We start from the raw sequence: 24,693 nt of genomic DNA, 5'->3' as shown, positions 1-24,693 counted from the left end.
CGACCGCGCGCTACCGCGCTGCGGTACTTACAACGAATTAGGACAATCCATGAAGAAGCGCGCTACAACAGCGTTCGCGGCTACCTGTTTGGGTGCCGCGCTGGTGACCGGAACGATGGCTCCAGCCTCCGCCGTCGAGCCCGAAGTCGAGTTGACGTCCATCGAAGAAATCCAGGGCACCGAAGATGCTACCGGCATGGCTGGCCAGCAGGTCAACGTCCGAGGAGTAGTAACCGGCGCCTACCCCGAAGGCGGCATTCGCGGTTTCTATGTGCAAACTGCAGGCTCGGGAAGCGAAATTTCCCCGGCCGGAAGCTCTGCAATCTTCGTATATTCTCCCGGCGGCGTGGGCAAGGTAGCCGTAGGTGATCACGTTCAGGTCTCCGGCGAGGTCAGCGAATACTACGGCATGACCCAAATCAGTGCCTCGGACCAAGCGGTCGAGGTGCTGGTCGAACCAGCCGAAGCCATCAAGCCTTTGGCCATCGACATCCCGGCAGCCGATGCCGAGCGCGAGCGTTTCGAGGGGATGTTGATCGACCCGCAGGGGCAATGGACCGTGGCCGATAACTACCGGCTGAACCAGTACGGTGAAGTAACCCTTGCCGAGGGAACCAGCTCAATTATCGAGGGCGAGCGCACCTTGCGCCAGGCCACCGACGTCTTCGCTCCTGGAAGCGACGAAGCCCAGGCGCTGGAGGCCGAGAACCAGGCCCGTGAGCTGGTCTTGGATGACGGGGCCACATTGAATTTCCTGGGGGCGAAGGCGAACAAGCTCGTCGAGCTGCCGTATATCTCCGCGGATCAGCATGTCACCGTGGGCAGGCAGGTGAGCTTCACCGGCCCGGTAATCATGGATTACCGCTATGATTTGTGGCGCCTGCAGCCGCAGGGGCAAATTGTCGGTGCCGAGGACCCGGATATCCCGGTGAGTTTTGAGCAGGTCACGCAGGATGCCCCGGCAGCCGTCGGCGGCAACGTGAGCGTGGGCAGCTTCAACGTGCTGAACTACTTCACCACCACCGGCGACCAGCTTGATGGGTGCAATTACTATACCGATCGCGAAGGAAACCCGATTTCGGTACGAAGCGGCTGCGATGCTCGCGGTGCGGCCAGCGCCGAAAGCCTCGAGCGCCAGCAGTCCAAGATCGTCACGGCGCTGAACAAATTTGATGCCGACGTCGTCGTGCTGGAGGAAATCGAGAACTCCGCCCGCTTCGCTCAGGACCGCGACGCGGCGCTGAAGATCCTGGTAGCTGCCTTGAATGAGGCGGCAGGGCAGGAGCGTTGGAGCTTCGCGCCAAGCCCCGAAGAACTGCCAGCCGATGAAGACGTCATTCGAACCGCAATGATCTATCAGCGCGACGCGGTCAAGCTGATCGACGAGTCGGTGGTCTTGGACGATGCGGCCTTCGACAACGCGCGTGATCCACTGGCCCAGGCATTCCAGCGCGTGGGCGGCAATTCGAAGACTCGCTTCCTCGTGGTCGCCAACCACTTCAAGTCCAAGGGGTCCGATCCAAAAGACGGTTCGGCCAATGCCGACCAGGGCGACGGCGCCGGAGCATGGAACGCAGCGCGCGTGGAGCAGGCTCACGCGGTAGTGCGTTTCGCCGAAGGGCTGAAGGATTCGCGCAACACCGACAAGGTGCTGCTGGCCGGCGACTTCAACTCCTACTCGGCCGAGGATCCCATCAAGGTGATGACCGATGCCGGCTACGTTAATCTGGGTGCCGAAGCGAGCACTCAAAGCTACCTCTTCGGCGGTCGCACCGGTTCGCTTGACCATGTTCTGGGTTCGGCCGAAATTGCCGACAAGGTCACCGGAGAAACGATTTGGAACATCAATGCCACCGAATCGGTCGCCTTTGAGTACAGCCGCTACAACAACAACGTCGCCCAGCTGTTCTCGCCTGACCAGTTCCGCTCCTCGGATCATGATCCGGTGCTCGTGGGGCTGCAGCTGAACAAGAAGTAGGCCTTGAAAATCCGGCGGGCCCACTTGGCTCGCCGGATTCTCTTTGCACTGATTTATTTTCGCGACAGCGTGCCGCCATGTTCTTCAAATCCTAATTTGACCTGTGGTCTTTGCTGGGGCCGATGGCACCATGGAACGTCCGGGGTGACGGGCTCTGGCGGTGGGATGCAAATTCGTTCTTGACATCGCCTCGCAATCGGGCAGAATAATGGAAGATGATTTGTGAGAGCGCTCACACGGGTTCGATTCAAGCGCTTTTATACTTCATGGCACGGATGGAAACTCGCAAGAGTTGGACACTTGTTTTATTTTGAGAGCGCTCTCATTTTGAATGTGCACGAGTCTCTCGAAACCCGCACTCACACCTGGAGACCCCATGAAAACCTCGCGCAAATCGAAGCTCGCGCAGTCGGCAGCCCTGCTCGGCACCATTGCCCTGCTGGCCACCGGATGCGGCGGAGCAGATAACGCGGCCGATGCCGAGCCTGCCTCGGTGGATAATCCGGTCACCCTGACCGTGACCACTTTCGGCACCATGGGCCTGGAAGCCCTGTACGAGAAATACGAAAAGGAAAATCCTGGCGTCAGCATCGAGGCGACGAATATCGATACCGGTGGAAACGCCCTGGTTGATTGGAAGACTAAACAAGCCTCGGGTGCGGGCCTGCCCGACCTCCAGGCCGTTGAAGAAGGCTGGCTCGGGCAGGTAATGGCCGTTTCCGATTCCTTCACCGACCTGCGCGACTACGGCATAGAAGATCTCAAGTCACAGTGGGTCGATTGGAAGGTCGAACAGGCCACCGACGCCGAAGGGCGGATCATCGGCTACGGCACGGATATCGGTCCAGAAGGACTCTGCTACAACACCAAGCTGCTAGAACAGGCAGATATGCCGGCAGATCGCACCGAATTCGCGGAACTCATCGGTGGTGAGGATGCCAGCTGGGAGGACTACTTCGCAGCCGGCAAAAAATATGAGGAAAAAACCGGCAAAGCCTGGTTCGACCAGTCCGGGTTCGTCTGGAATGCCATGGTCAACCAACTCGATGAGGGCTATTACAAGTCAGATGGTTCGCTGAATATCCAGGGCAACGCAGAATTGAGCGAACGCTGGAAGCAGCTGGCAGGGGCCACCGAAGCAGGGCTCTCGTCGGGGCAGACCCAGTGGGACTGGGGTAAAGGCCAGGCTTTCCTGGACGGCTCTTTCGCCACTATGCCCTGCCCAGGCTGGATGTTAGGAGTAGTCAAGGGACAGGTTGAAGGTGCTGGTGGAGATGCATCTTCTGGTTGGGACTTTGCAGATGTCTTCCCTGGCGGTCCGGCAAACTGGGGCGGAACCTTCTTGACCATTCCCGCCACCTCGAAGAATCCAGCCGAAGCGGCCAAACTCGCCACCTGGCTGACCGATGCGCAGTCGCAGGCAGCCGCCTTTGAAACTGCCGGGACATTCCCCAGCAACCTCGAGGCTCAGGGTTCCGAACAGGTCACCGGAAGCAACGAGCTGACTAAGTTCTTCAACGATGCTCCCATCGGCCAGCTCCTGGCAAACCGGGCCGAGGGCGTGAAGGCACAGTTCAAGGGGGCAGATGATTCGGTCATCCAGGAGCAGGTCTTTGGCCCGGCAACTATCGCGTTGGATAGCGGCAAGGACGGCCAAGCCGCGTGGGATGAGGCCATGTCGACGCTGACGAACTTGGACATCAAGTAATCACCACCTGTAGGCCGGCCGGCAATGCGGCCGGCCTATGCGGAAAGAGAATCCGATAAATGAGCATCATGACCAACAACGCTTCGGGCACCTCAGGTGCCTCGGGGCCGCCGGGGGAACAGCCCCCAGGCGAAAAGCGCCGCAAGGTTGATCCGGCAGCCGGGAAGAAAACGCGCCGGCGTCACCGCTGGGGACGGTTGGATTTCAAATACTCCCCATATCTTTACGTCTCACCTTTCTTCATTCTCTTCGCCCTTGTGGGACTGTTCCCATTGATCTACACCTTCGTGGTGTCAATCAATGACTGGGACCTACTCGGGGGAGCAGGGGAATGGGTCGGACTGGAGAACTACGCCGCGGAACTTAGCTCACCACTGTTCTGGAATTCGCTGTTCAACACGTTCAGCATCTTCCTGCTCTCGGCGATTCCCCAGCTGCTGGTGGCCACCTTCATCGCAGCCATGCTGGACCAGAATATTCGAGCCAAGACGTTCTGGCGGATGAGCGTGCTGATTCCCTATGTGGTGACCCCGGTGGCCGTGACGCTGATCTTCTCCTCGGCCTTCGATGAGAAATATGGACTCATCAACAACCTGCTCCAGGTGGTCCACATCGATCCGGTGGCATGGAAGAGCGAGGTGCTTCCCTCGCACCTAGCCATTGCCACCATGGTGAATTGGCGGTGGACCGGTTATAACGCGCTGATCCTGCTGGCTGCCATGCAGGCCGTACCGCGCGAACTGCACGAGTCCGCGGCTCTGGACGGAGCCGGGTCGATGCGCCGGTTCTTCTCGATCACCCTGCCAAGCATTCGCCCCACGATGATCTTCGTGATCATCACCGCGACCATCGGTGGCCTGCAGATCTTCACCGAACCGAAACTGTTCAACGCCAGCAGCTCGGTGCCCGGCGGGCCAGAGCGTGAATACCAAACCACGGTGCTCTACCTCTGGGATCTGGCCTTCAACCGCGGCGACTTCGGTCGCGCATCTGCGGTCGCCTGGATGCTGTTCTTGATCATTATCGTGATCGGCCTGATCAACTTCGTTCTTTCCGGTTCCATTGCCTCAGCTAGCGAAGGGGGAAGCCGCAAGCGGCGCCGAGCGCAACGGCTGGCGCACCGAAACGCCGTGCAGCTGGCAAAAGCCAAAGTCGCCTCGAAGGGCGAAAGTTTAACAGACGCAGCATTGAGCCCGAAGGAGGGGGATTCCCATGACTAGCACCGCCTTGGACAATGCTGTGGAAGCCGGGAAACCTGCAGCCAAACGCAAAAACTTCTCCATGGATCGCCGCCCAGGCTTTCTCACTTACGGGTTGCTGATCGCGTTCTTCCTCGGGAGCACCTACCCGCTGTGGTATTCGATGGTGATTGGTTCGAATACCGGGGCGGTATTCGCCTCGACGTACCCACCGCTACTTCCCGGAGGCTCGTTCTGGACGAATGCCGCCGAAGTTTTCAACACCATCGATTTCTGGGGCGCACTGGGAAACAGTATCCTCGTCTCCTCGGTCATCACGATCTCGGTGGTGACCTTCTCGACACTGGCCGGTTATGCGTTCGCAAAATTGCGCTTCCGCGGACGCCAGGGGCTGCTGGTCTTCGTGATCGCTACCCTGGCGGTGCCGACCCAGCTGGGGATCATCCCGTTGTTCATGGTGATGAAGGAATTTGGCTGGACCGGATCGCTCGGCGCAGTCATGGTGCCCACCCTGGTCACCGCGTTCGGAGTGTTCTTCATGCGCCAGTATCTGGTGGACGTCGTGCCAGATGAATTGATCGAGGCCGCCCGAATCGACGGCGCCAGCATGATCGGTACCTTCTGGCATGTGGGAGTTCCCGCGGCCCGACCGGCGATGGCCATCTTGGCACTCTTTACCTTCATGACCGCATGGACCGACTATCTCTGGCCAATGCTGGTCGCACCCCAAAACCCCACCTTGCAGGTGGCGTTGAGCCAGCTGCAATCCGCACGCTATGTGGACTACACGATCGTGATGTCCGGTGCGCTGATGGCAACCATCCCGCTGCTGCTGCTTTTCATAGTGGCGGGTAAACAACTTGTATCCGGAATTATGGCAGGAGCTGTAAAGGGCTAATGACAACCCACTTATCTGAGAATTTCGCCTGGCCCAGAGAATTCCTCTGGGGCTCGGCCACCGCGGCGGCGCAAATCGAAGGCGCCAGCCACGCCTACGGTAAAGAAGACTCCGTCTGGGACGCATTCGCGCGCAAGCAGGGGGTGATCGCCGGCGGCGACAACCTGGAGACTGCGGTAGACCACTACCACCGGTACCGAGAGGATGTCGGGTTAATGCGTGAGCTCGGCCTTGATTCCTACCGCTTCTCCACCAGCTGGGCGCGAGTGGTTCCCGGCGGGCGCACCGTCAACCCCGAGGGCCTGGATTTCTATTCGAGGCTTGTCGACGAGCTGTTGGAACAGGGAATTCTGCCCTGGCTGACGCTGTACCACTGGGATTTGCCGCAGGCCCTCGAAGCCCAAGGCGGCTGGGCCAACCGTGACACCGCCTATAAATTCGCTGAGTATGCCGAGCTGGTTTATGCAAAGCTCGGGGACCGAGTCAAACACTGGACGACCTTTAACGAGCCGCTGTGTTCCTCGCTGATAGGTTACGCAGCCGGGGAGCATGCACCGGGACGCCAAGATCCGGCGGCGGCTTTGGCGGCCGTGCACCACCAGCATCTGGGACATGGCCTGGCGACACAGCGTTTGCGTGAACTCGGCGCCCAAGAGCTTGGTATCACTCTGAATCTGACCAACGCGGTGCCAAACGATCCAATCGACCCGGTGGATCTGGAAGCGGCCCGTCGTATCGATGCGCTGTGGAACCGGATGTTCCTGGATCCCTTGCTGCGCGGTTCCTATCCCGAAGACCTGCTCGTAGACGTGGAGGGTTTAGGGCTGGCCGAGGTTATTGTGCCAGGGGACCTAGAGATCATTCATCAGCCCATCGATTTTCTCGGGGTGAACCATTATCACGATGACAACGTGTCGGGGCATCCGCTTGGCGAAGGCGAGCCGGCGGCGGTTGTACCAACCGAGGCGCCGAAGTCCTCGCCTTTTGTGGGCAGCGAATATGTCAGCTTTCCGAGCCGAGACCTGCCGCGTACTGCGATGGGTTGGGAAGTTAACCCGCAGGGCTTGCGGGTACTGCTGAACCGGCTACGGGACGAGTACGAGGGTCTTCCGGCCTTGTACATCACCGAGAACGGAGCCTCGTATGCCGACGAACTGTCAGCGGACGGAGTCGTGGCCGATGTCGAACGACGTGAATACGTTTTTAGCCACCTGGATGCTGTTGCCGGTGCCATCCAGGACGGAGTGGACGTGCGTGGCTACTTCCTCTGGTCCTTGCTCGATAATTTCGAATGGGCCTGGGGCTACCAGAAGCGATTCGGCATCATTTACGTCGACTATGAAACACAGGAACGCATTGTTAAGGACAGCGGCAGGGCCTACGCGGGACTAATTGCCGCCAACCGTACAATGGCATAGCACTGGTGCGTGGCGCTTAGCCAAGCGCCACGCACCACACGATAGTCATAAGGACCCGCCCAGCTACCGCAAAGAAGTAACGATGCCCGAACCACGCAAACAACAGCCGACGCTGGAACTCGTTGCCGAACGTGCAGGAGTTTCCAGAGCCACGGTGTCGCGCGTGGTCAACGGGTCGGACAAGGTCAAGGCCGATGCGGTGCGGGCAGTGGAAAAGGCCATCGCGGAACTGAACTACGTCCCGAATCGGGCGGCCCGTTCCCTCGCGCAGGGTCGTACCAATTCCATCGCCCTAGTCATCCCCGAAAGCACCGCGAAGTTCTTCGCAGACCCATATTTCGCTGCGGTAATACAGGGAGCTGCGATGTACCTGAGCACCACAGAATTTACGCTGTCCCTGTTGATCGCCACCGAGTCTGACCCCGCGAAAACCAGCCGCTACCTACGCGGCGGAAACGTTGATGGGGCGTTGATCCTTTCGCACCACGCGGATGACAGCTCATACAGCGAACTGGCCGGAGCGTTGCCGTTGGTCTTCGGCGGCCGCCCCATGAGCAACGAAGACGGCGACGTGTTCGTCGTTGACGTAGATAACGCGGCCGCGGCACGGGAAGCAACTGAAGCCATGCTCAAAGCGGGTCGCAAATACCCGGCGGCGATCTCGGGACCGCAGAACATGGGTGCGGCCCTCGACCGCCAATTGGGTTTCGAACAGGCGGTGCACGCCGCCGGTCTTGGCGTTGCCGCGGTTGCGGTGGGCGATTTCACCCCGGGCAGCGGAGAAACCGCCATGCGCGATTTGCTGGCCAGCGGCATAAAAATCGACTCGTTGTTTGCCGCCAGCGCGCAAATGGCCTTTGGCGCGATGAAGGTGATCGCTGAGGCGGGGCTTTCCGTGCCCAGAGACATCGCCATCACCACCATCGATGATGATTCATTTGCGCGCAATGCCTCGCCTGCGTTGACTACCGTGGCGCAGAATGCGGAAGAGCAAGGAGCCAAAATGGCGGAGGTTGTGGTGCAGCGCATTAATGGTGAAATGGTGCCCGAACGAATCATCATGCCAACAAAGCTGATTTTGCGCGGGTCCCACGGCGGCTAAATAAGTGCTTGGAGTTAAGCAAACAGTTAACCAAAAAATTCCCACTCCGGAGAGTGGGAATTTCAATTTGTGCGCCCAGAGGGATTCGAACCCCCGGCCTCCTGTTCCGTAGACAGGCGCTCTATCCAGCTGAGCTATGGGCGCATATTTAGTTGTTTTTCGCCTTGACGACTCCAATGACTTTACACCAGATTATCCGAAGGGCAAAAGCCGGAGAGGCCAAAGTGTGGCGTTTCACATCGGCCGTGGTGAATGTCGCCTGGGTCCGTCAAAACTGCCTTGGGTATGCAACCAGTGGAGCGTGCTTGAGTGCTGAAATGACACAATAGCTGGTGTGAATACTTGGACTGCATGGACTGGTGAAATTAAACCGTTACCTGGCGGGCGCCTCGGTCGTTTTGTCCCGCTGGCGCTTGCGCTGTTCATGTACGCGGGTGATGTGTGGCTGGGGACAGCCGGCTACCTCGCAGAACTTGGCGTGTTGTACCTGGCTTTTCCGTACCTGCCCCTGGCGGCTTTGTCGCTTGGGGTCCTGCCAAGCATTGCCGCATGGTTTGTGGGGTTGCTGCTTATCGCGGCGGTCGGTATGCCCGGGGTCTTATTGGCCAGCATGGTTTTTCCCTCGGTATTTGTCATTGTGCTCTCCTGCTATTTGCTGCCGTGGCGGGCGGCACTCGCTTTTCCCTCCGCAGCCATGGGCATGTTGTTCCTGCTGTATCTACTCTTGCCGGAGGTGGAGCTCCTGGCGGTCATGTTGCTGTGCGGTTTCGGCGTCATGTCGGCCGTGGCCGGGTTGAGCCTGAATGTCTATCGCCGGAAGAATGAAACGAGCGCCAAACGAATCAGGGATCTGGAAGTCGAGCAGGCGAGAATTCGCTCCGAGGAACGAACGCAGCTCGCTCATGAGCTGCACGACATTGTTGCCCACGATGTCACGATCATGGCTATGCAAGCCCGTCGGGCCGAGTTCGTCAACGACCCGAAGAAGACTGCGGAAATCCTCGCTGGAATTGGCAATGCCGCGCAGCAAACCCTGCAGGATCTTCGCAGCCTTGTCGTCTTGCTGAAAACGGAAGCCAACGAAAATGAATTTCAGAGTCCCTCGGGGCTGGAAGCAGAAGAAGGCCAACAGATCTTGGAGTCCGATGAACTTTCCGGGGAGACCACTACCGCGGTAGGGCTGGTACATGATTTGGACAAGGTCATGCAAGCGCTCAAACGGGCCGGATTCGACGTGGCCTTCGCGCTAGAAGGCGAAGTAGCGCGTATTCCGGCGAGTTTGCGCCAAGCCCTTCGGCGAACCATCCGGGAACTGGGAACCAATATCCTCAAGCACGCGAATCCTGACGGAGCAGTGGAACTCCAGCTCCGTATCCGGCCAGACCGCGTATTGCTCAGCTCGACAAATGATATTGGACAGGGCACTCCCATCATGTCGTCGCAGACAGGTTTGGAAGCGATGCGCGCACGCTGCGAGGTATTTGGCGGCACCGTGGAGACCAGCGATTCCACCGGCCGCTGGTCGATCGGCGTAACTATCCCGCTTGAAGGCTTGCCCGCTACCGGATAACGACGGCAACCATGCAAAAATAGTGACCAGATGCGCTATCACCGTACGCGCATGAGAACCAAGTGCGTGGACTACCGCCAAGCGAGGAGTTATCAGTGACAACAGTGCTGCTTGTGGATGACGAGGCCTTGACCCGGGAAATTTTGCGAGATTATCTCTCCTCAGACCCCACCATTGAAATCGTCGGCGAAGCATCCAATGGGAAATCCGCCGTAGTCCAGGCGGCCTCGTTGCAGCCCGAGGTCATCTTGATGGATATGCAAATGCCGGTCATGGACGGCGTTGCGGCAACAGCCCAGATCCACCAGAGCAACCCTGAGATCGCGATTCTCGGTTTGAGCACTTTCGCCACCGACCGATATGTGGTGGACCTGCTGCGTGCTGGTGCCTCGGGCTACATCGTCAAGGATGCTAAGCCCCAGGAAATCACCGATGCGATTAATAAAGTGGCAGCCGGTGAGTCCATTCTGTCGCCGCAAGTGGCTCGACATGTGGTCAGCGGGCTGGCGAACTCAATCCCAGCCGAAGTCGAAGCCGATGCAGAACTGATCGATGCCCTGACCGACAAGGAACTGGAAGTCATCAAGCTTCTCGGGCGGGGCATGAGCAACAAGGAGATGGCCACGGAACTTTTTGTCACCGAGTCAACTATCAAAGCTCGCTTCGTGAAGGTTATGGAGAAATTTGGTGTGCGGGACCGCGTGCAGATTCTAGTCAAGGCCGTGGAACATGGGCTTCTGGACATGAAGCCGGGGTCACGCGCACGCTAGGCGCAACTCCGGTAGCTTAGGATTTGCCGAGCACCGCACGCGGGGAGCGCAACAAGCCTTCCAATGCCAATTCGAGGTCGGCGTTTGCGACTTCATTCACCTGCGACTCGGGATTCAGAATCAAGTCGCCACCCCAACCCATGACCTCGTACTGGGCCAGCGCCCGAACCAACTCCACTGGTGAGCACCAGGCACGATTCAGATTGGCGATCGCGAACTGCTTGATTAGCAGCTCCTCATCCCGGGTCACCCGCAGGCCAAGATCTGCGACCGCGTCCAGCGTTGATTCCAAGGAGCCCAGCGAGTGGTTCTCCTGAGCAATGACCTGCCACATGATCGCAGGCTGGCGGTCCTTCAGGACGCGCATTATTTTTATCAATGCAGCGTGCCCGGCCTGTTTCGTGGCCTTGGGCAAAAGCGCGACTGGACCTCCGGACAAGGTGGCAAGGGCCAAAAAAGTGGCCGCCGAACCGAGAGCCGCGGAGGGATCGGCACCTGTAACCGTGATTTGTTCATAACCTTGGGTAGTCGTTCGCTCCAGGCGGTCCGAAAGCCCCGGGTTGTCTTTGCTTTCGAGGTGCCCGAAAAGTTCTGCACCGGGTGCTGCTAAGTTTTCTAGCTGCGCTTGCGGCCCGACCAGCGCCAGGGCGGGAGCGCCGGCCAAATCCGGGTCGATTTGCTGGGCATGCTCGGCGAAGGTTTGGAGCCACCGCTCCGCACCGCGCAAGGGAAGTGCTGCCGTCACATTGACTGCTCCAGCGCTGACCGCCCAGTCGTGCCAAATTGTTCCGGAATTCGAGGCGCAGACTCTGTCGGCTACCGCGCGCAGGGTTTGCTCCGCTTCGGAGGAACGCCGCTGATCGGTGCGCCAAGCCAAACTGACTAGGGTGAAGTGCGTTCGGTCATCTGGTATGGATCGGACGGGAGGGAATGCGCTGTTCACGGCTGGGACTCCTATGCGGGTTCAAGGGTCAAATGGTGGTGCTGCTGTGCAGCGAGACGTTTAGCCGAGGTTTGGAGCGCAGCGCGCAGGCCGGGCACATCGCCTAAGCCGTCGCGTAGTTTTTGCACTAAACTGGCCGCGAAACCGGGGGCATCTCGCAGCAAGATATCGCGGGCCACGGCGCGGGCGAACCGTTGGTCGTCATGCACAAGTTTTTCGGCGGTAAATAGTGCTCGCTGGCCGGCACGCAGCAATAGGTCATCATCGCAAAACCTCAGGGCAGCGAGGCGTTCGACAGGTTCGATTCCCGAGTTTGTGTCATCAACCAACACAAAGAGATCGTTGTGGACACGGTCGCCTGGGCCAAACATGCCCGCGCTGGCATCCAATCCTGAAGGCAGGGACAGCATTGCTGCGGCCAGCAGGTCTCCCAAAATTTCGGAATGCACTCGTGGTGCCGGCGCACTGCGGGTGGCTACGAGCAGGCGGGGGCGCTGCAGTCCTGGAACGGTTACGGTGCGCCGGCTGGCCGTGCGGAAAATGGACTCCTGCGCGGGCGGCACCGCCGGGGCCTCGGGGGTTTCAGTGGGCAGGGCATCTTGCAGACTCTGCAACATGTCCGCCGGTTCTTTGGGCCCGAAAGCGACCATTACCGCGTTGGAGGTGCGGTAATGGCGTGCGTGCAGCTCGCGCAACCGCCCTCCGGTCGCGCGCCCGAGGAGGTCGGCGTCTCCCGAACCGTCATGGGAATTTGCATGATCTTGCCAGCAGTGCGCCGAAAGATGCGGCCAAGGCAGAACGCCGCCGGGCGCCGAGGCGAGGCGGCTAGCGCGCTCAGTGGCCACGGCAGTGACCTGTGTGGTGATCTGTTCTTCTCTGAGCCTTGGGTAAAAGACCTGGTCCGCGATCCGCCGAGCCATGTCGTCAATCTGGTTTACCGGAGCAGTTTCATAGAATTCGGTGTAGTCCATATGCGTATGACCGCCGAGGACCCCGCCGGCGTGGAGCACCTGCAGTTCACGGTCCGCTCCGGTGATCGTGGAACTGTCCTGATAAATTAGGTGTTCCAGCAGGTGCATCATTCCCTCTTCGCCTTCCCGCTCATGACGCATTCCAGCGGCGACGCCCAGTACTACCGAGGCATTGCGCGTTTGGGGAGCATGAACGGCCGCTATGCGTGCCCCCGATTTCAGCGAGCGGAATTGTATGTGCCGTGTGCTGGCATCGATACGGGTGAGCAAGGCCTTCTCCTAAAGTTTCGCGTACTGGGTAGACAGATGGTTGACGGCCAAGTCCAAGAGCAGTTGGGCTTCGCGCAACGAGGCATGTCCGTAGTGGTGCCAGTCGTAAGCATGCTGGGTCAGCCGGTAGGCGCAGGCCAAACTAAAGCCGGATTCGCCAATGGCCTCGGGATAGGTATCCAGCAGTCCCAAGCGCAGCGGGTCGAGGTTTGTGCGCAATGCGGGGTAGAAGGCATAGAGCTCGGCAATTTCACCAAGAACCCATCCGAAGTCATAGGCGGGAGCCGCAAGTCCAGTGTCCTCTCCGGTCAACAGCGATCCACTACGGCCATTTGCGGTGAGCACCCAATGAGCCATGCCGGGGGAGCCATGCGCCAACGCCGAATCCTGAGTGCCCAGCATTCGCTGCGACCACCGCTTCAGTTGGCCTAGGGCCATGGGGCCCAACGTGTGCAACGCAGGCAACCATTTTCCACTCAGCCAGCCTTCGGCCCGTTGCAACGTGCGCGGTTCGCGAAGCGTTGTTTGACCGGTTATGGGGGTAGCGTGCAGATTATTGAGCGCCTCACCCCACAGCAGACCTATGCGGTGCATGTCCTTGGGGGAGCGTTGCTGGAGTTGTTCAGCAACGGTTGTGCCGGCAGCGGTAGCGTAGCTGCGAAATGTGGCGGTTCCCTCTCCCCACACAATGTGTTGCCGCTGATTCTCCGCAGAAGGGTTTTGCGTCTGGGAGAAATCGAGTGGTGCCTGGGCACCCAATCGTCGAGTCCACACGGCTTTGCCCTGCCCCAAATGCAGCTCCGTGACGAGCAGGCCCGTCGTGAGCCGGCGCCTTGGCGTGCTGCGCGGTTGCACTTCGGTTGTAGTCATTGCCGCTCAACCCCCGTAACAAGATCAACGAGTAAACGACGTTCCGACTCGAGGCGGCGCAATACTGCTGGAAAGGCGGGTGGAACCCAGGCGTCGGAAATAGCGCTGGATTCGCTCGGGCCGGGGACAGGATTGATCACGAGGAAGTTCTTCGGTTTGCGCAACTTCTCCAGAATATCCCTGACCAGTTGGTTTTCCATTGCACGTGGAGGAAGCGACGGCGCTATGCACACCCTTGCATGGGTGCTCAGCGCCGCAAGCAGTGAGGGGGAATCGCTGATGCCGTGGGCAAGCCGCGAAGTGTAGTCCAACGTGGCCGGGTAGATCAGGATCAGATCCGCCCACTCGGCCAAATCGATATGGGCCGCGATAATTTCATCGTCCCAATGGTCGGATTGGATCCGGGCCCGTAGCCGAGTCTCAAGGCTGTGACGGGTGATGAAACGGCTGGCAGAATCGCGCATGACGATCCTGAACTGTGTTTCGGGGGCAGCTTCTAGGGCCCATTCAAGCCAAAACGGCATCATTTGAGTGGCAGCGGATCCGGTAAGGACCAGCACGACTTTTCGGTAGCCGAATCCTTCGAGCGTGAGATCCAGCTTGGAGGCGTCGGCCTTACTTTCTGCGGTGGTCATGGTGTTCCTTTTTGAGGGACTTGATGGGTCCGGTTGGGCGACGGCCCGAATAACGGCTCTGGGGCCGTCGCCTGACCGGGGTAGGACGGGGACTAGCAGCCCATCGTGAGCGTTGCGCCAATGAGCACGCCAGCGCAGAACGGGCTGGTGGCGGGTGCTTCGGTGGCGGCGTCGGCGCCGAGTTCACCGGCGGTGGTGAAGGTGTTGTGCGCCTGGGCGAGGTCGGTGAGGTTGGCTTGTGGTGCGAGTGCGTTGTTGTCCATGTTTTGCTCCTTTTTGGGTGTGATGGGTTGGTGGGTGTGGGGGCTTAGCAGCCGGCGCCGAGGGTGGCGCCGATGATGATGCCGACGCAAAGCGGGCTGGTGGCGGGTGCTTCGGTGGCGGCGTCGGCGCCGAGTTCACCGGCGGTGGTGAAGGTGTTGTGCGCCTGGGCGAGGTCGGTGAGGTTGGCTTGTGGTGCGAGTGCGTTGTTGTCCATGTTTTGCTCCTTTTTGGGTGTGATGGGTTGGTGGGTGTGGGGGCTTAGCAGCCGGCGCCGAGGGTGGCGCCGATGATGATGCCGACGCAAAGCGGGCTGGTGGCGGGTGCTTCGGTGGCGGCGTCGGCGCCGAGTTCACCGGCGGTGGTGAAGGTGTTGTGCGCCTGGGCGAGGTCGGTGAGGTTGGCTTGTGGTGCGAGTGCGTTGTTGTCCATGTTTTGCTCCTTGAGATAATTGCCGTTGAAGGCTGATTGTGTTGTTCCTCGGATGAGGTGTGAACGCGTTTCCAGAGGCTGCGGGGGCGCCTCGACGGTACGCAAATTTTTGGGGGTGCTTCACCGAGGCGCTGAATTCGCTGGCTCGTGAATGCGGAAAGTATGAGAAGCTCAGAGATTGGTTGCCGGATTACGGGGATCGATCCTGGCTCTGGTCGCCTCAAATGCCCAGGCATCCTGCAGTCGCATCTCGTTCTTGGCCGCGGTCAGCAGTGCATCGGTGAGTACCCGGGAGCGGTGCTGTCCGAAGCTCAGCCCTCGGTGGGAAGGCCGTGGATCCGCCGATTCTCCCGCTTGCGAGAATCTTGGAGACAGCCGCTGGGTAAAGATCGAGTGCTCCGTGTGCGGGGCTGAGATCCGAGCCGTTGCGGCGGTGAGACGGTCGGCGATCTCCTGCACAGCGGTGTCTGGCACGTAGAGCACCATCGCGTCGCTGCGCGGATAGGCGAGGGAAGAGGAAAGCGCTTTAGCCTGATAGCCGCCGGCTGACTTTGCTAAGACATCTAGGACGATAGGCCAGAGTTCCAAGGCTTGAGCCGCCGAATCGCAGGTGACATAGATTCGTGCAGTGACCTGCTCCGCATCGATTCCGCTTGCTCCGAGCGCCAAGACGTATCCGGGAGTGGTCCGGGTGCGCCAGCTGGGCGTGCGCACGGCCGCTTCGGATGAGGGATCCAACCGAGACACATCGTGGTGTGGGACAAGTACCTTGACGCCGCCGAGGGTGACTACGTGGTGCTTGAGACCTTGGACATCGACCGTTTGCCTTGCGGGCGATCCGGATTGCTGCCAGATGCTTCGGTGGGGGATATCCGCGATTAATTCGTCCGCGAGATCCTGGTACCCGGTCGTTGGCATATTCTCGATGAGCGGATTTCTGATGTGCAGGTGAGTGTAGGTGGCCGCGCTAAGCTGCGATCTGAGCTCACTTCGACTTCCTGCGCTCAATGAGGTGCTCCCGATACGCGCCGTATTCGCCGCCAAGTCCACCCTGACGTGATCGGCCAATCCTTCAAGTATTCGCTCAAAGCTCGCCCAGCGGGTGAGGGTCGGTGGCATCAGTGTTCACTCCTTCCGAATCCAAGGGCTTGGTAATAGCTGCCAGGACTAAGCAACGCCTTTCGTCCGACGCCGGCTGCGGCTCGTTCGATGCCAGGTAGCCGGGAGACCATTGCAGCTCGGGCAATTGAACGATCGATGAGATGCCAACCCAGATGCGCGGTGGCGCGCACGGGGAGCTGCTCGTCATAGCCGGTAGCGATGCGGGTGTAGCTGCGCCAGAGTTCCTGGATCTGCGGGACCACCATGCCCATGCGTTGCGCCATGACCGCTGTGGCCAGCTCTTCGTCGAAATGTTCCGGGGGCGCCCCGGCATTGCCCCGGCTGGTGACCGTGTCGAGAACCGCGCGGTAGATCCATTCTCCGGCCAGCATGCCGAGATCCCGGGCGGGATCTCCTAGTCCGAATTCCTCCCAGTCGAGCAGGAGTAGCTCGTTCTCCTCAAGATGAAACTGGTCGAGCCGCAGGTCCGCGTGGATTGGGCTGGTTTGATGCTGCAGTTCCCAGTCACGCAGTTCAACGGCTGCATTGATGAGTAGATTATCGGACTGCAACTGCGCCCACAGCGCGATTTCGGCGAGGGTAAAATTCTGGTACTGGGCCTGCGGAACGCCGAGGTGCAGCATTTCAATCGGGGGACTGGAAATGGTGGTGGGCTCCAGACCTGTCGGGGCAGCGGTATGCAAACGTCCAAGGATTTCACCGGCCCGTGACGCGAAATCTGCCGGCACCCGTTCCTCAACCACCATGCTGGCCAGGCTTTCACCGGGGCAGTAGTCAAAGATGAGAAGGCGTTCAATTTCATTCGAGGCGATCAGGCGTGCGCTTGCCGGCGCATGGTGCGGATGCGTGTGGGTGAAGCGTGCGAATTCCAAGGAGCGATTGAACGCTCGCGGCGTCGAAGATTTTTCGGAGAAACGTTTGGCAAAGACCTTGCTGCCATCGGCTAGCGTCAGGACCCAGGTTCCGTTGCGCCCGGCAAAAGCTGCCGGAGAAATACTCCGGACCGAGGCCCGCCCTAGCTGTTCCAATAGCGCATCAGCCAAAAGTGAAGCCTGATGAGCCTCGGGGTTCAAAGATCGAGGATAAAGCGTGGTCGTGCTCATGATGATCTGCTTCCTTCCTGTTCGTACCGGCGACGCCGATACGAACAGGGAATCTCGAAGAGCTGACGGGGTCGCTAGCGGAGGAAATTGGTGACGACGTAGGCAATGGCGACGCCGAGGGCGAGCAAGGCGAGATTACGCAGTTGCTTTCGAATATTCGAGGGCCTCTTAGCGAGGTTCTGGTTATTGTCGTTGTCAGTCATGGGGTGTCCTTTCGTCATTGACTGCGTGAAGCGGGAGAATCTAGGCGGCATCGTCGGAGCTGAGCGCATCGCGTAGCGAGACTCGCGAACCGGTACGCAGCGCGTTGTTCCGGTAGAGCTTGGTGGCCATCCAGAAAAGCACTGGAATAGACAGCACCGCGATTGCGGCGGAGGTCGCCATCTGCCAGGCATCTACTCCATCGAGTCCGACGCGCATCGGCATGAGGTACGAGGAGAACAGCGGTACGAACGACAGGGCGTGCAACCAGCCGTTCTCAAGATTATTGGGCAGGACATAGAGCGCTAGTACCAGCAGCACCATCTGCAAGACCGAAAGCGGCATAACCGCAGAAGCTAAGTCTTCTTGGCGGGCCACGGTGGCCGCCAGCGCCGTGTTCAATAGCGCAAAGATGGCATATCCAAGCAAGAACCAGATCAGGAACCACACCAGGATAGGTCCAGCTTCCACGTCGAGTAGCGAGAAGCCTCCCACCACTGAGAACCCGAGCACCCCTGCGCCACCGATGACCAGTAATTGCGTGAGAGTTACCAGGCCGATGCCGATGAGCTTGCCGAGCAGCAACGGCGTGATACCGATTTTGGTCAGCAGGATTTCGACGACTCTCGAAGATTTTTCCTCCACGACCCCGGTGGTCAGGCTTTGAGCCGAATAAACCAGAGAGGTAAGGAGCGCACAGATCATGGCCGTGGCAAAGAGCATTCGAGGATTAAGCGTGAAGGCCTGAAATTGCTCCATGGAGTTCACGAGGAACCAACCGCCGATGCCTGCTGCTGCGGCGACTCCCAGGGCAAGTAATCCGGTGGTAATCAAGATGGTTCGATTGGCCGTCCGGGTGAGGATTTCGCGCCGAATTACCAATCCAGTTTCGCGGAACGTTCCGCTCAGGCCCGGCATGGTGTTAAGGCTTAGCGGCTGGGTGGTCATGAGATTCCTCCTGTATTCTGGGCGAGTTGTGCGTTGATGGTCAGTTCGCCACGTCCGGCGGAAATGAAGTCCTGGGACAGCAAGTCGTCCAAGGATCGCTGAATTGCTTCGATGCTGCGCAAGGAACCATGACGTTGCGCCGCCGCCAGTAGCGCCGGCGGTAGGTCCAGATCGGTTCCGGACATGGACACGAACACCGTGCTGTGGTCATCGGCGGGCAACGTGACTGTGAGCCCTCGGATCATGGCGATCTCTGCTGCGAAGCCGTCGGCATTCGCCGAGAACCTCAGCTGCCATCTGCTCTGGCCGTCGTTTTGCAATTCGGCGACACTGCCGCTGGCCTTCACTCGCCCTTGGTCGAGGACGCAAACCTTGTCGCAAAGACGCTCTACCAGGTCAAGCTGGTGGGATGAGAAGAGCACCCCCACACCGCGGGCAGCCTGTTCGCGAAGCAGCGAACCCATCGTGGCCACCGCGGTTGGGTCCAAACCAGAGAACGGTTCATCGAGGACCAGAAGCGCAGGATTGCCGACGAGCGAGACAGCCAACTGGACACGTTGCTGATTGCCCAGCGACAGGTCCTGGATTAAGGTTTTTTCCCGGCCAGTCAAGCCCAGGGAGCCGATAAGATCGTCGGCAACCGCTCTGGCCTGTTTTCCCATATGGCCTTCCAGCAGGGCAAAATGGATAATTTGCTCGCGGACTGGCATTTGCGGGTAGAGTCCGCGTTCTTCTGGCATGTAGCCGATGGCTCGACGATCTGCCGTGGTGATTGGTGATCCATCCCAGGTGATTTCTCCCCGGTCGGCGTTCAGCAATCCGAGGATTAGCCGCATCGTGGTGGTCTTGCCGGCGCCGTTACCGCCAATGAACCCGACGATCTCGCCGCGTTGAACCGAAAGGTCCATATCGTGCAGAACCGTGCGGTTGCCGAAGCTGCGGACGATGCCGGTGAGCTGCAGTCCGTTCATGAGGTGCTCCTCGTGTTGGTTTCGTTATCGATACCGACTCTATGGAGCGAAGAACGAGCTGACCCTGTACTTGAGTACAGTTCTGCATTGTTCTAAAGGCCAATATTCCTTCCTGAGCGGGAACTGATCAGCACTCCTGACAGATTATTTGAGCGTATATTCGCAGACTATCGATTCGCTTCCCGCAGTTCGAAGTGTGGGTATTCGGCCTGCCGCCATTTAATCCAGCTGAATCATATAGAGCGGAATTATTGGTCTTTTGTATATGTGCCGCATGCGCGGGGCGGTGAAAAGTTGTTGGTGGCACAAAGCTGCCGGGCACGTCATCATCTAGATCGCGAAAACTGGAGAAACTCATGGTCAAGTTGCTTACCGCTGGAACCGTTGCACTCAACACCACACTTATTTCCTTGGCCGACTCGGCATTCAGCGGAGCATTGCTATGCCAGTACTTCGGATTCTCCTGCTAGCTCAGGTTGCGAATTCCACGCTGAGTAAAGGTATAAACGTTGCTCATGACTCAGTGGGCCATGGGATTCAGCAGCTGCCGATAGCCCCATGACGCGTTTTCGCGCAAATGCAGAATAAGGTGCTACAAGCCGCGCTGAGTCCATTCGCTCCTGCTCGCTGACCCTTGCGGCGCCGATACGGGACGCAGACAGCGGGATCCGGCATTAAGGACTTGCAGAAGGTTAAACGAAAAAGTCTCGGGACATCAAATCAACGATGTCCCGAGACTTTTACTTTTTGGTGCGCCCAGAGGGATTCGAACCCCCGGCCTCCTGTTCCGTAGACAGGCGCTCTATCCAGCTGAGCTATGGGCGCATATTTAGTTTGCGTGATTCACTCTCGCGAACCTCGAATAACTATACAGATGAAATTCGATCGGTACAAATCGCAGGTGGACGGTATCTATCGAAAGTGAACAGAAGGTTATGTGAAGAATCCAAAAGGGTACCGGTCTACGTGACCTTGGTCACATAAATGGGTTGATGTTCATCGATAAACCCCCGAAATTTCGGGAAATTTATCTTCCCAAGTCTAACATCAGCCCAATGCTGAGGATTGGGTCACACAATGTGCCAGCTGGAGTACCCCTAGCCTTGATTTATTGACAAATTCAGCCCAATGGAGGGAATGGATAATGAGCACGAGCTCCGATCAGAACGTAATCGACGCAGCGCCAACCACGCACGCAAAGTTGGCAGCTTGGGTTGAGGAAGTTGCCGCGCTGACGAAGCCCGAACGTGTTTATTGGGTCGACGGCTCCGCTGCGGAGAATGACCGCCTGACCGCTGAACTGGTTGAGGCCGGCACTCTGGTTAAGCTGACCGACCCGAACTTCCCGAATTCCTACGCAGGATTCTCGGATCCGAAGGACGTCGCCCGTGTTGAGGAGCGCACCTTCATCTGCTCGGAGAAGGAAGAAGACGCCGGCTTCACCAATAACTGGGAAGACCCAGCGAAGATGAAGTCGATGCTCAACGGATTGTTCGACGGATCGATGCGCGGACGCACCATGTACGTCATTCCTTTCGTCATGGGCCCGCTGAACGCCGACGAGCCTGCATACGGTGTAGAGCTGACCGACTCCGCCTACGTGGTCGCTTCGATGCGCGTCATGGCCAAGATCGGTAGCGAAGTGCTGCGCAAGATGGAAGCCGAAGAAGCCTTCTTTGTTCCTGCGTTGCACTCGGTCGGCGCACCGCTTAAGCCAGGGCAGGAAGATGTCGTCTGGCCATGCAACGAAGACAAGTGGATCGTGCACTTCCCCGAAGAGCGCGCCATCATGTCTTACGGCTCGGGCTACGGCGGAAACGCCCTGCTGGGCAAGAAGTGCTACTCGCTGCGCATTGCCTCGGCAATGGCCCGCGACGAGGGTTGGCTCGCCGAGCACATGCTGATCCTGAAGCTGACCAGCCCACAGGGCAGGTCCTACAACATTGCAGCGGCCTTCCCCTCGGCCTGCGGCAAGACGAACCTCGCCCTGCTGGAACCAACCATTGAAGGCTGGAAAGCCGAGACGCTGGGCGATGACATCAACTGGATGCGCATCGGCAAGGACGGCGAGCTGCGCGGGGTGAACCCGGAATACGGCCTGTTCGGTGTGGCGCCGGGCACCGGGTGGTCCACCAACCCGAACGCCATGCGTGCCATCACCAAGGGCAACTCCATCTTCACCAACGTAGCGCTGACCGACGAAGGCGGCGTCTGGTGGGAGGGCATGACCGACGAGGCTCCGGCGCACCTGACCGACTGGTTGGGCAATGACTGGACGCCAGAGTCGGGCACCAACGCGGCGCACCCGAACTCCCGTTTCTGCACCCCGATCGACCAGGTCGACATGCTGTCCGAGGATTACTACTCGCCAAACGGCGTGAAGATCGACGCGATCCTCTTCGGCGGACGTCGCAAGACGACCATCCCGCTGGTGACCGAGGCGCGCAGCTGGACCAACGGGATCTTCATGGGTTCAACCCTGTCCTCGGAGACCACCGCCGCCGCTTCCGGCGCAACCGGTGTGATCCGCCGCGACCCGATGGCCATGCTGCCATTCATTGGCTACAACGCAGGGGACTACCTGAACCACTGGGACAAGATCTCCGAGAAGCTCAACCCGGAGCAGATGCCGAAGATCTTCTTGGTCAACTGGTTCCGCCGCACCGCCGACGGCGGCTTCGCATGGCCTGGTTTCGGAGATAACTCGCGCGTGCTCAAGTGGGCCATCGAGCGTATCGAAGGCACCGCGGACGCCAAGGAGACCATCATCGGCAACGTGCCAACCGGCGACTCCCTGGACCTGACGGGTCTGAAGGATTTCACCCCAGCCGACGTGGAGGCCGCCGTGGCGGTCAACAAGGACGAATGGGCCACCGAGGTCGAGGGAATCGAAGAATGGTACGAGAACTTCGGTGACGCGCTGCCAGCATCGCTGCGTGCCGAGCTCGACGGTTTGAAAGCCCGCCTCAGCGCCTAGCTTTCGGTGGCAGAAGATCCCGTGGGATCCGCAGAACTGCGGATTCCGCGGGATCTTCGTTTAACCACGCGGAGTTGATTGCCCGCCCATCGCTAGGGGTGCTCCATGGCGCCGGGGTGGAAACGATCCGCGGTGTAGACGAGCGCGCCAAACGCGATCAGCGAACTGGCCACCGCGGTGAGCGCAAAGGCCAACGCGGAATCCGCCCCGGACAGACCGACCAGCGGGGTGGCTAACGCGCCGATGAGGAATTGCGCCGACCCCAAGAGTGCGGAGCCCGAGCCCGAAACATCGCGCACCTCGGCCAACGCCAATCCGGTGGTATTGCCCATGGTGAAACCGATCGAGGAGACCAGCACGAAGATCACCGCCGCCAGGCCCAGACTGCGTATCTGGAGCATCGCCAGCAGGAGGATCACCAGGCTCGCGCCCAGCAGAATCGTCAGCGCGACCGATATGGTGCGGCGTAGCGGGACCCGGCCCACCAGCCGTGCAGAGACCAAGCCCGAAAGGATCAGGCCCGCCGCGTTGAGGCCGAAGCATAGGGCGTAGCCCCGTGCGCTGAGACCCAGCACCTCTTGATAGAGGAAGGGCGAGGCCGAGACATAGGCCATCATCGCGCCGAAAGCGAAGCCGAACTGGACCAGGTAGCCGACAAATCGCCGGCGGGAGAGCGCCAGCTTCAGCGGGGCAAGGAAATTTCCGCCCGAACGTGCCGCGGGGGCGAGGGTTTCTCGGTAGATGGCCAGGGATCCGGTGACCATGAGCAGCGCGGCGGCGCTGAGCACCCATAGCACTAGGCGGAAGCCGCCTAGCTCACCGAGGTAGGCTCCCAAGAGCGGCGCCACCGCCGGAGCTATTGCCCCGAAAGTCATCAAAATGCTGAAGGTTCGTGCGGTCTGGACGCCCTTGGTCGTGTCGGCCACGATCGCCTTGGAAATCACCACGCCCGCCGCTCCGCCGATGCCTTGCAAACCGCGGGCGATGCTCAACGCCTCCAAGGATGGCGCCAGCGCGGCGGCCACCGAGGCCAGCACGAATAATGCGGTGCCCCAGCGCAACGGCCTGGCGCGGCCTAGCCGGTCCGAGAGCGCGCCCCACAGGAGCTGTCCAAGGCCCATCCCCAGCAGGAAGAAGGTCAGGGTCAGCTGGATCGCCGAAGCGGAAGTGGAGAACTCCTGCGTCATCGCCGGGAAGGAAGGCAGATACATGTCCGTGGCCAGCGGGCCGGTGGTGCCCAGCAGGATCAGCAGGGCAAAAAGCGGTGGGGTCAAGCGTGAGCGCTCGAAGGCAGAAGGCATAAGCCCATTCTAGAAGCGGAAACCGCCCTAGCTACGCTTGTTCCCTGGCGAGGTCCGTCGCGGGTACCTGCTCCAGCGGACCGGGCGGCCTGGCGGCAAACCAGGTCACCCCGGCACCGGCCAGCGCCACGCAAAGGATGCCGAGCAGGGACAACCAACCCAGCTGCTCACCGAGCACCAGCCAACCGATCAGCGTGCCCATGGCCGGGTCGATGGCGAACAGCGTGCCCACCACGCGGGCCGAGGATATGCGAGCCGCCAGGGTGTCCACCAGATAGGGGATGGTCACCCCGATCGCGCCGCTCAGGGCCAGTAGTCCCCATTGCGCTCCGGTCACCTCGGCAACCTTCGGGATGCCGAAGGGCAAGGAGACCAGCGCGGCGATCGACACGGACAGCGCCAGCGAGCTGACGGAGGAGTCGCCTGCCTTGCCTACCTTCTCGGCCAGCAGGGTATACAACGCGAAGCAGAGTCCCGCCCCGATGCCGAAGGCGAAGCCGAGCAGATCGAAATGGCCGCCGGGCCCGGCAATGAGAATCACCCCGCCCAGGGCGAGCAATGCCCAGGCGGCTTCGCGGATACGGCGGGAGAACACCAGCGCCACCACCGCAGGGCCCAGAAAATCCAGGGTGACGGCAACGCCTAGGGGCAAATATTCGATCGCCTTATAAAGCAACAAGTTCATCGCCGCCATGACGATTCCGTAGCAGGCAATCGCCGACCACGCGCTCGCGCTGTGCCCGCGCACGGTCGGACGCAAGAAGACCAGCAGCACCACGGCCGCAAGGACTGATATGTAGTAAAAGTTTGTCAAGAGGCACAGGTGACCGATCTCGAACCATTTATTCAGTGGGCCCGAGATCGGTCACTTTTTAGTACCACCACAAAAATCTCAAAGCTGCAGGAGCGTTCGTAACGAAAACAATTTCACTCTGATATACGCGGGTTGATTACCGCATGACAATTGTTTCGGCGCGGAGCGTACCAAGGTCTAGCACCGAGCATCACCAATGACTAGGCATCTCGTAGTCCTGTCGTGGGTTAG

At 59.7% G+C, this 24,693-nt stretch carries 23 protein-coding genes and 2 tRNA genes; 9 read left to right on the top strand and 16 right to left on the bottom strand.

The window, feature by feature from the left end; translation table 11 throughout:
* Positions 1 to 49 precede the first annotated feature (49 nt).
* The 6 genes from ACT3UA_RS07025 to ACT3UA_RS07000 all read left to right on the top strand — a co-directional run bounded on the left by ACT3UA_RS07025 (position 50) and on the right by ACT3UA_RS07000 (position 8,303).
* Positions 50 to 1,978 (top strand): ExeM/NucH family extracellular endonuclease, encoded by a 1,929-nt coding sequence (locus ACT3UA_RS07025; protein WP_096285398.1) that lies wholly within the window; start codon positions 50 to 52, stop codon positions 1,976 to 1,978.
* Between the two features lie 376 nt (positions 1,979 to 2,354).
* Entirely contained in the window at positions 2,355 to 3,686 is a 1,332-nt protein-coding gene (locus ACT3UA_RS07020; protein ID WP_096285396.1) for an ABC transporter substrate-binding protein, read from the top strand.
* A gap of 68 nt (positions 3,687 to 3,754) precedes the next feature.
* A complete protein-coding gene (locus ACT3UA_RS07015; RefSeq protein ID WP_096285994.1) occupies positions 3,755 to 4,906 on the top strand; it encodes a carbohydrate ABC transporter permease in 1,152 nt (383 codons plus the stop codon).
* Positions 4,907 to 4,967: 61 nt separating this feature from the next.
* Positions 4,968 to 5,783: a carbohydrate ABC transporter permease gene (locus ACT3UA_RS07010; RefSeq protein WP_444615813.1), complete on the top strand. Its 816-nt coding sequence runs from the start codon at positions 4,968 to 4,970 to the stop codon at positions 5,781 to 5,783.
* Entirely contained in the window at positions 5,783 to 7,201 is a 1,419-nt protein-coding gene (locus ACT3UA_RS07005) for a GH1 family beta-glucosidase (protein WP_096285392.1), read from the top strand. The genes ACT3UA_RS07010 and ACT3UA_RS07005 overlap by 1 nt, the downstream gene beginning before the upstream one ends.
* Before the next feature lie 82 nt (positions 7,202 to 7,283).
* The gene (locus ACT3UA_RS07000) at positions 7,284 to 8,303 is read left to right on the top strand and encodes a LacI family DNA-binding transcriptional regulator (RefSeq protein WP_096285390.1); all 1,020 of its coding nucleotides are present in this window, start codon (positions 7,284 to 7,286) and stop codon (positions 8,301 to 8,303) included.
* A 70-nt stretch (positions 8,304 to 8,373) separates the two neighbouring features.
* Here ACT3UA_RS07000 and ACT3UA_RS06995 read toward each other — a convergent pair.
* Positions 8,374 to 8,447: transfer RNA gene (locus ACT3UA_RS06995), tRNA-Arg, on the bottom strand.
* 190 nt (positions 8,448 to 8,637) lie between these two features.
* Between ACT3UA_RS06995 and ACT3UA_RS06990 the strand changes: the two genes are divergently transcribed.
* Both ACT3UA_RS06990 and ACT3UA_RS06985 read left to right on the top strand, forming a co-directional pair.
* Entirely contained in the window at positions 8,638 to 9,873 is a 1,236-nt protein-coding gene (locus tag ACT3UA_RS06990) for a sensor histidine kinase (protein WP_255248401.1), read from the top strand.
* 95 nt (positions 9,874 to 9,968) lie between these two features.
* Positions 9,969 to 10,643 carry a response regulator gene (locus tag ACT3UA_RS06985; RefSeq protein ID WP_096285386.1) on the top strand — a complete coding sequence of 225 codons (675 nt, stop codon included), beginning with the start codon at positions 9,969 to 9,971 and terminating at the stop codon, positions 10,641 to 10,643.
* A 16-nt stretch (positions 10,644 to 10,659) separates the two neighbouring features.
* Here the strand turns inward: ACT3UA_RS06985 and ACT3UA_RS06980 are convergent, their stop codons facing one another.
* From ACT3UA_RS06980 to ACT3UA_RS06920, 13 genes are all read right to left on the bottom strand, one after another.
* Complete coding sequence (locus ACT3UA_RS06980; protein WP_444615736.1) at positions 10,660 to 11,520, bottom strand: hypothetical protein; 861 nt, start codon at positions 11,518 to 11,520, stop codon at positions 10,660 to 10,662.
* A gap of 77 nt (positions 11,521 to 11,597) precedes the next feature.
* Positions 11,598 to 12,827 carry a M16 family metallopeptidase gene (locus ACT3UA_RS06975; RefSeq protein ID WP_096285381.1) on the bottom strand — a complete coding sequence of 410 codons (1,230 nt, stop codon included), beginning with the start codon at positions 12,825 to 12,827 and terminating at the stop codon, positions 11,598 to 11,600.
* Positions 12,828 to 12,836: 9 nt separating this feature from the next.
* Complete coding sequence (locus ACT3UA_RS06970) at positions 12,837 to 13,697, bottom strand: hypothetical protein (protein ID WP_141393514.1); 861 nt, start codon at positions 13,695 to 13,697, stop codon at positions 12,837 to 12,839.
* On the bottom strand, positions 13,694 to 14,332 hold the full coding sequence (locus ACT3UA_RS06965; protein WP_096285377.1) for a flavoprotein: 639 nt from the start codon (positions 14,330 to 14,332) through the stop codon (positions 13,694 to 13,696). The genes ACT3UA_RS06970 and ACT3UA_RS06965 overlap by 4 nt, the downstream gene beginning before the upstream one ends.
* A 92-nt stretch (positions 14,333 to 14,424) precedes the next feature.
* Positions 14,425 to 14,595, bottom strand: a complete 171-nt coding sequence (locus tag ACT3UA_RS06960; RefSeq protein WP_176484142.1) for an LxmA leader domain family RiPP — start codon at positions 14,593 to 14,595, stop codon at positions 14,425 to 14,427.
* A gap of 44 nt (positions 14,596 to 14,639) precedes the next feature.
* Positions 14,640 to 14,810: an LxmA leader domain family RiPP gene (locus tag ACT3UA_RS06955; RefSeq protein ID WP_181148426.1), complete on the bottom strand. Its 171-nt coding sequence runs from the start codon at positions 14,808 to 14,810 to the stop codon at positions 14,640 to 14,642.
* 44 nt (positions 14,811 to 14,854) lie between these two features.
* On the bottom strand, positions 14,855 to 15,025 hold the full coding sequence (locus tag ACT3UA_RS06950; RefSeq protein ID WP_181148426.1) for an LxmA leader domain family RiPP: 171 nt from the start codon (positions 15,023 to 15,025) through the stop codon (positions 14,855 to 14,857).
* A gap of 171 nt (positions 15,026 to 15,196) precedes the next feature.
* Positions 15,197 to 16,144 carry a T3SS effector HopA1 family protein gene (locus tag ACT3UA_RS06945; protein ID WP_176484141.1) on the bottom strand — a complete coding sequence of 316 codons (948 nt, stop codon included), beginning with the start codon at positions 16,142 to 16,144 and terminating at the stop codon, positions 15,197 to 15,199.
* Positions 16,144 to 17,250: a class V lanthionine synthetase subunit LxmK gene (gene lxmK / locus ACT3UA_RS06940; protein WP_255248400.1), complete on the bottom strand. Its 1,107-nt coding sequence runs from the start codon at positions 17,248 to 17,250 to the stop codon at positions 16,144 to 16,146. Before lxmK ends, ACT3UA_RS06945 begins: the two co-directional genes overlap by 1 nt.
* A 74-nt stretch (positions 17,251 to 17,324) precedes the next feature.
* The gene (locus ACT3UA_RS06935; RefSeq protein WP_255248399.1) at positions 17,325 to 17,453 is read right to left on the bottom strand and encodes a hypothetical protein; all 129 of its coding nucleotides are present in this window, start codon (positions 17,451 to 17,453) and stop codon (positions 17,325 to 17,327) included.
* A 40-nt stretch (positions 17,454 to 17,493) separates the two neighbouring features.
* Positions 17,494 to 18,399, bottom strand: a complete 906-nt coding sequence (locus tag ACT3UA_RS06930; protein ID WP_096285373.1) for an ABC transporter permease — start codon at positions 18,397 to 18,399, stop codon at positions 17,494 to 17,496.
* Positions 18,396 to 19,370 carry an ABC transporter ATP-binding protein gene (locus ACT3UA_RS06925; protein ID WP_096285371.1) on the bottom strand — a complete coding sequence of 325 codons (975 nt, stop codon included), beginning with the start codon at positions 19,368 to 19,370 and terminating at the stop codon, positions 18,396 to 18,398. Before ACT3UA_RS06925 ends, ACT3UA_RS06930 begins: the two co-directional genes overlap by 4 nt.
* Before the next feature lie 748 nt (positions 19,371 to 20,118).
* Positions 20,119 to 20,195, bottom strand: a tRNA-Arg gene (locus ACT3UA_RS06920).
* Positions 20,196 to 20,514: 319 nt separating this feature from the next.
* Here ACT3UA_RS06920 and ACT3UA_RS06915 point away from each other — a divergent pair.
* A complete protein-coding gene (locus ACT3UA_RS06915) occupies positions 20,515 to 22,347 on the top strand; it encodes a phosphoenolpyruvate carboxykinase (GTP) (protein WP_105553392.1) in 1,833 nt (610 codons plus the stop codon).
* 92 nt (positions 22,348 to 22,439) lie between these two features.
* Here ACT3UA_RS06915 and ACT3UA_RS06910 read toward each other — a convergent pair whose 3' ends face one another.
* Together ACT3UA_RS06910 and ACT3UA_RS06905 are read right to left on the bottom strand one after the other, a co-directional pair.
* Positions 22,440 to 23,648, bottom strand: a complete 1,209-nt coding sequence (locus ACT3UA_RS06910; RefSeq protein ID WP_096285367.1) for a multidrug effflux MFS transporter — start codon at positions 23,646 to 23,648, stop codon at positions 22,440 to 22,442.
* Positions 23,649 to 23,679: 31 nt separating this feature from the next.
* Positions 23,680 to 24,462 (bottom strand): EamA family transporter, encoded by a 783-nt coding sequence (locus ACT3UA_RS06905; protein ID WP_444615729.1) that lies wholly within the window; start codon positions 24,460 to 24,462, stop codon positions 23,680 to 23,682.
* Between the last annotated feature and the right edge of the window lie 231 nt (positions 24,463 to 24,693).

It is taken from the genome of Glutamicibacter sp. 363, assembly GCF_052379505.1.
GTDB lineage: Bacteria > Actinomycetota > Actinomycetes > Actinomycetales > Micrococcaceae > Glutamicibacter.
The sequence above is the reverse complement of the archived record's forward strand: the minus strand, read 5'-3'. Positions and strand labels throughout refer to the sequence as shown.

Bases quoted from the DNA above. Each gene is read 5' to 3' on its own strand.
- ACT3UA_RS06955 (WP_181148426.1), bottom strand. From the start codon at position 14,810: ATGGACAACAACGCACTCGCACCACAAGCCAACCTCACCGACCTCGCC.
- ACT3UA_RS06910 (WP_096285367.1), bottom strand. From the start codon at position 23,648: ATGCCTTCTGCCTTCGAGCGCTCACGCTTGACCCCACCGCTTTTTGCC.
- ACT3UA_RS07000 (WP_096285390.1), top strand. From the start codon at position 7,284: ATGCCCGAACCACGCAAACAACAGCCGACGCTGGAACTCGTTGCCGAA.
- ACT3UA_RS06960 (WP_176484142.1), bottom strand. From the start codon at position 14,595: ATGGACAACAACGCACTCGCACCACAAGCCAACCTCACCGACCTCGCC.
- ACT3UA_RS07020 (WP_096285396.1), top strand. From the start codon at position 2,355: ATGAAAACCTCGCGCAAATCGAAGCTCGCGCAGTCGGCAGCCCTGCTC.
- ACT3UA_RS06970 (WP_141393514.1), bottom strand. From the start codon at position 13,697: ATGACTACAACCGAAGTGCAACCGCGCAGCACGCCAAGGCGCCGGCTC.
- ACT3UA_RS07015 (WP_096285994.1), top strand. From the start codon at position 3,755: ATGACCAACAACGCTTCGGGCACCTCAGGTGCCTCGGGGCCGCCGGGG.
- ACT3UA_RS06950 (WP_181148426.1), bottom strand. From the start codon at position 15,025: ATGGACAACAACGCACTCGCACCACAAGCCAACCTCACCGACCTCGCC.
- ACT3UA_RS07025 (WP_096285398.1), top strand. From the start codon at position 50: ATGAAGAAGCGCGCTACAACAGCGTTCGCGGCTACCTGTTTGGGTGCC.
- ACT3UA_RS06915 (WP_105553392.1), top strand. From the start codon at position 20,515: ATGAGCACGAGCTCCGATCAGAACGTAATCGACGCAGCGCCAACCACG.
- ACT3UA_RS06935 (WP_255248399.1), bottom strand. From the start codon at position 17,453: ATGACTGACAACGACAATAACCAGAACCTCGCTAAGAGGCCCTCGAAT.
- ACT3UA_RS06930 (WP_096285373.1), bottom strand. From the start codon at position 18,399: ATGACCACCCAGCCGCTAAGCCTTAACACCATGCCGGGCCTGAGCGGA.
- ACT3UA_RS07010 (WP_444615813.1), top strand. From the start codon at position 4,968: ATGGATCGCCGCCCAGGCTTTCTCACTTACGGGTTGCTGATCGCGTTC.
- ACT3UA_RS07005 (WP_096285392.1), top strand. From the start codon at position 5,783: ATGACAACCCACTTATCTGAGAATTTCGCCTGGCCCAGAGAATTCCTC.
- ACT3UA_RS06945 (WP_176484141.1), bottom strand. From the start codon at position 16,144: ATGCCACCGACCCTCACCCGCTGGGCGAGCTTTGAGCGAATACTTGAA.
- ACT3UA_RS06965 (WP_096285377.1), bottom strand. From the start codon at position 14,332: ATGACCACCGCAGAAAGTAAGGCCGACGCCTCCAAGCTGGATCTCACG.
- lxmK (WP_255248400.1), bottom strand. From the start codon at position 17,250: ATGAGCACGACCACGCTTTATCCTCGATCTTTGAACCCCGAGGCTCAT.
- ACT3UA_RS06925 (WP_096285371.1), bottom strand. From the start codon at position 19,370: ATGAACGGACTGCAGCTCACCGGCATCGTCCGCAGCTTCGGCAACCGC.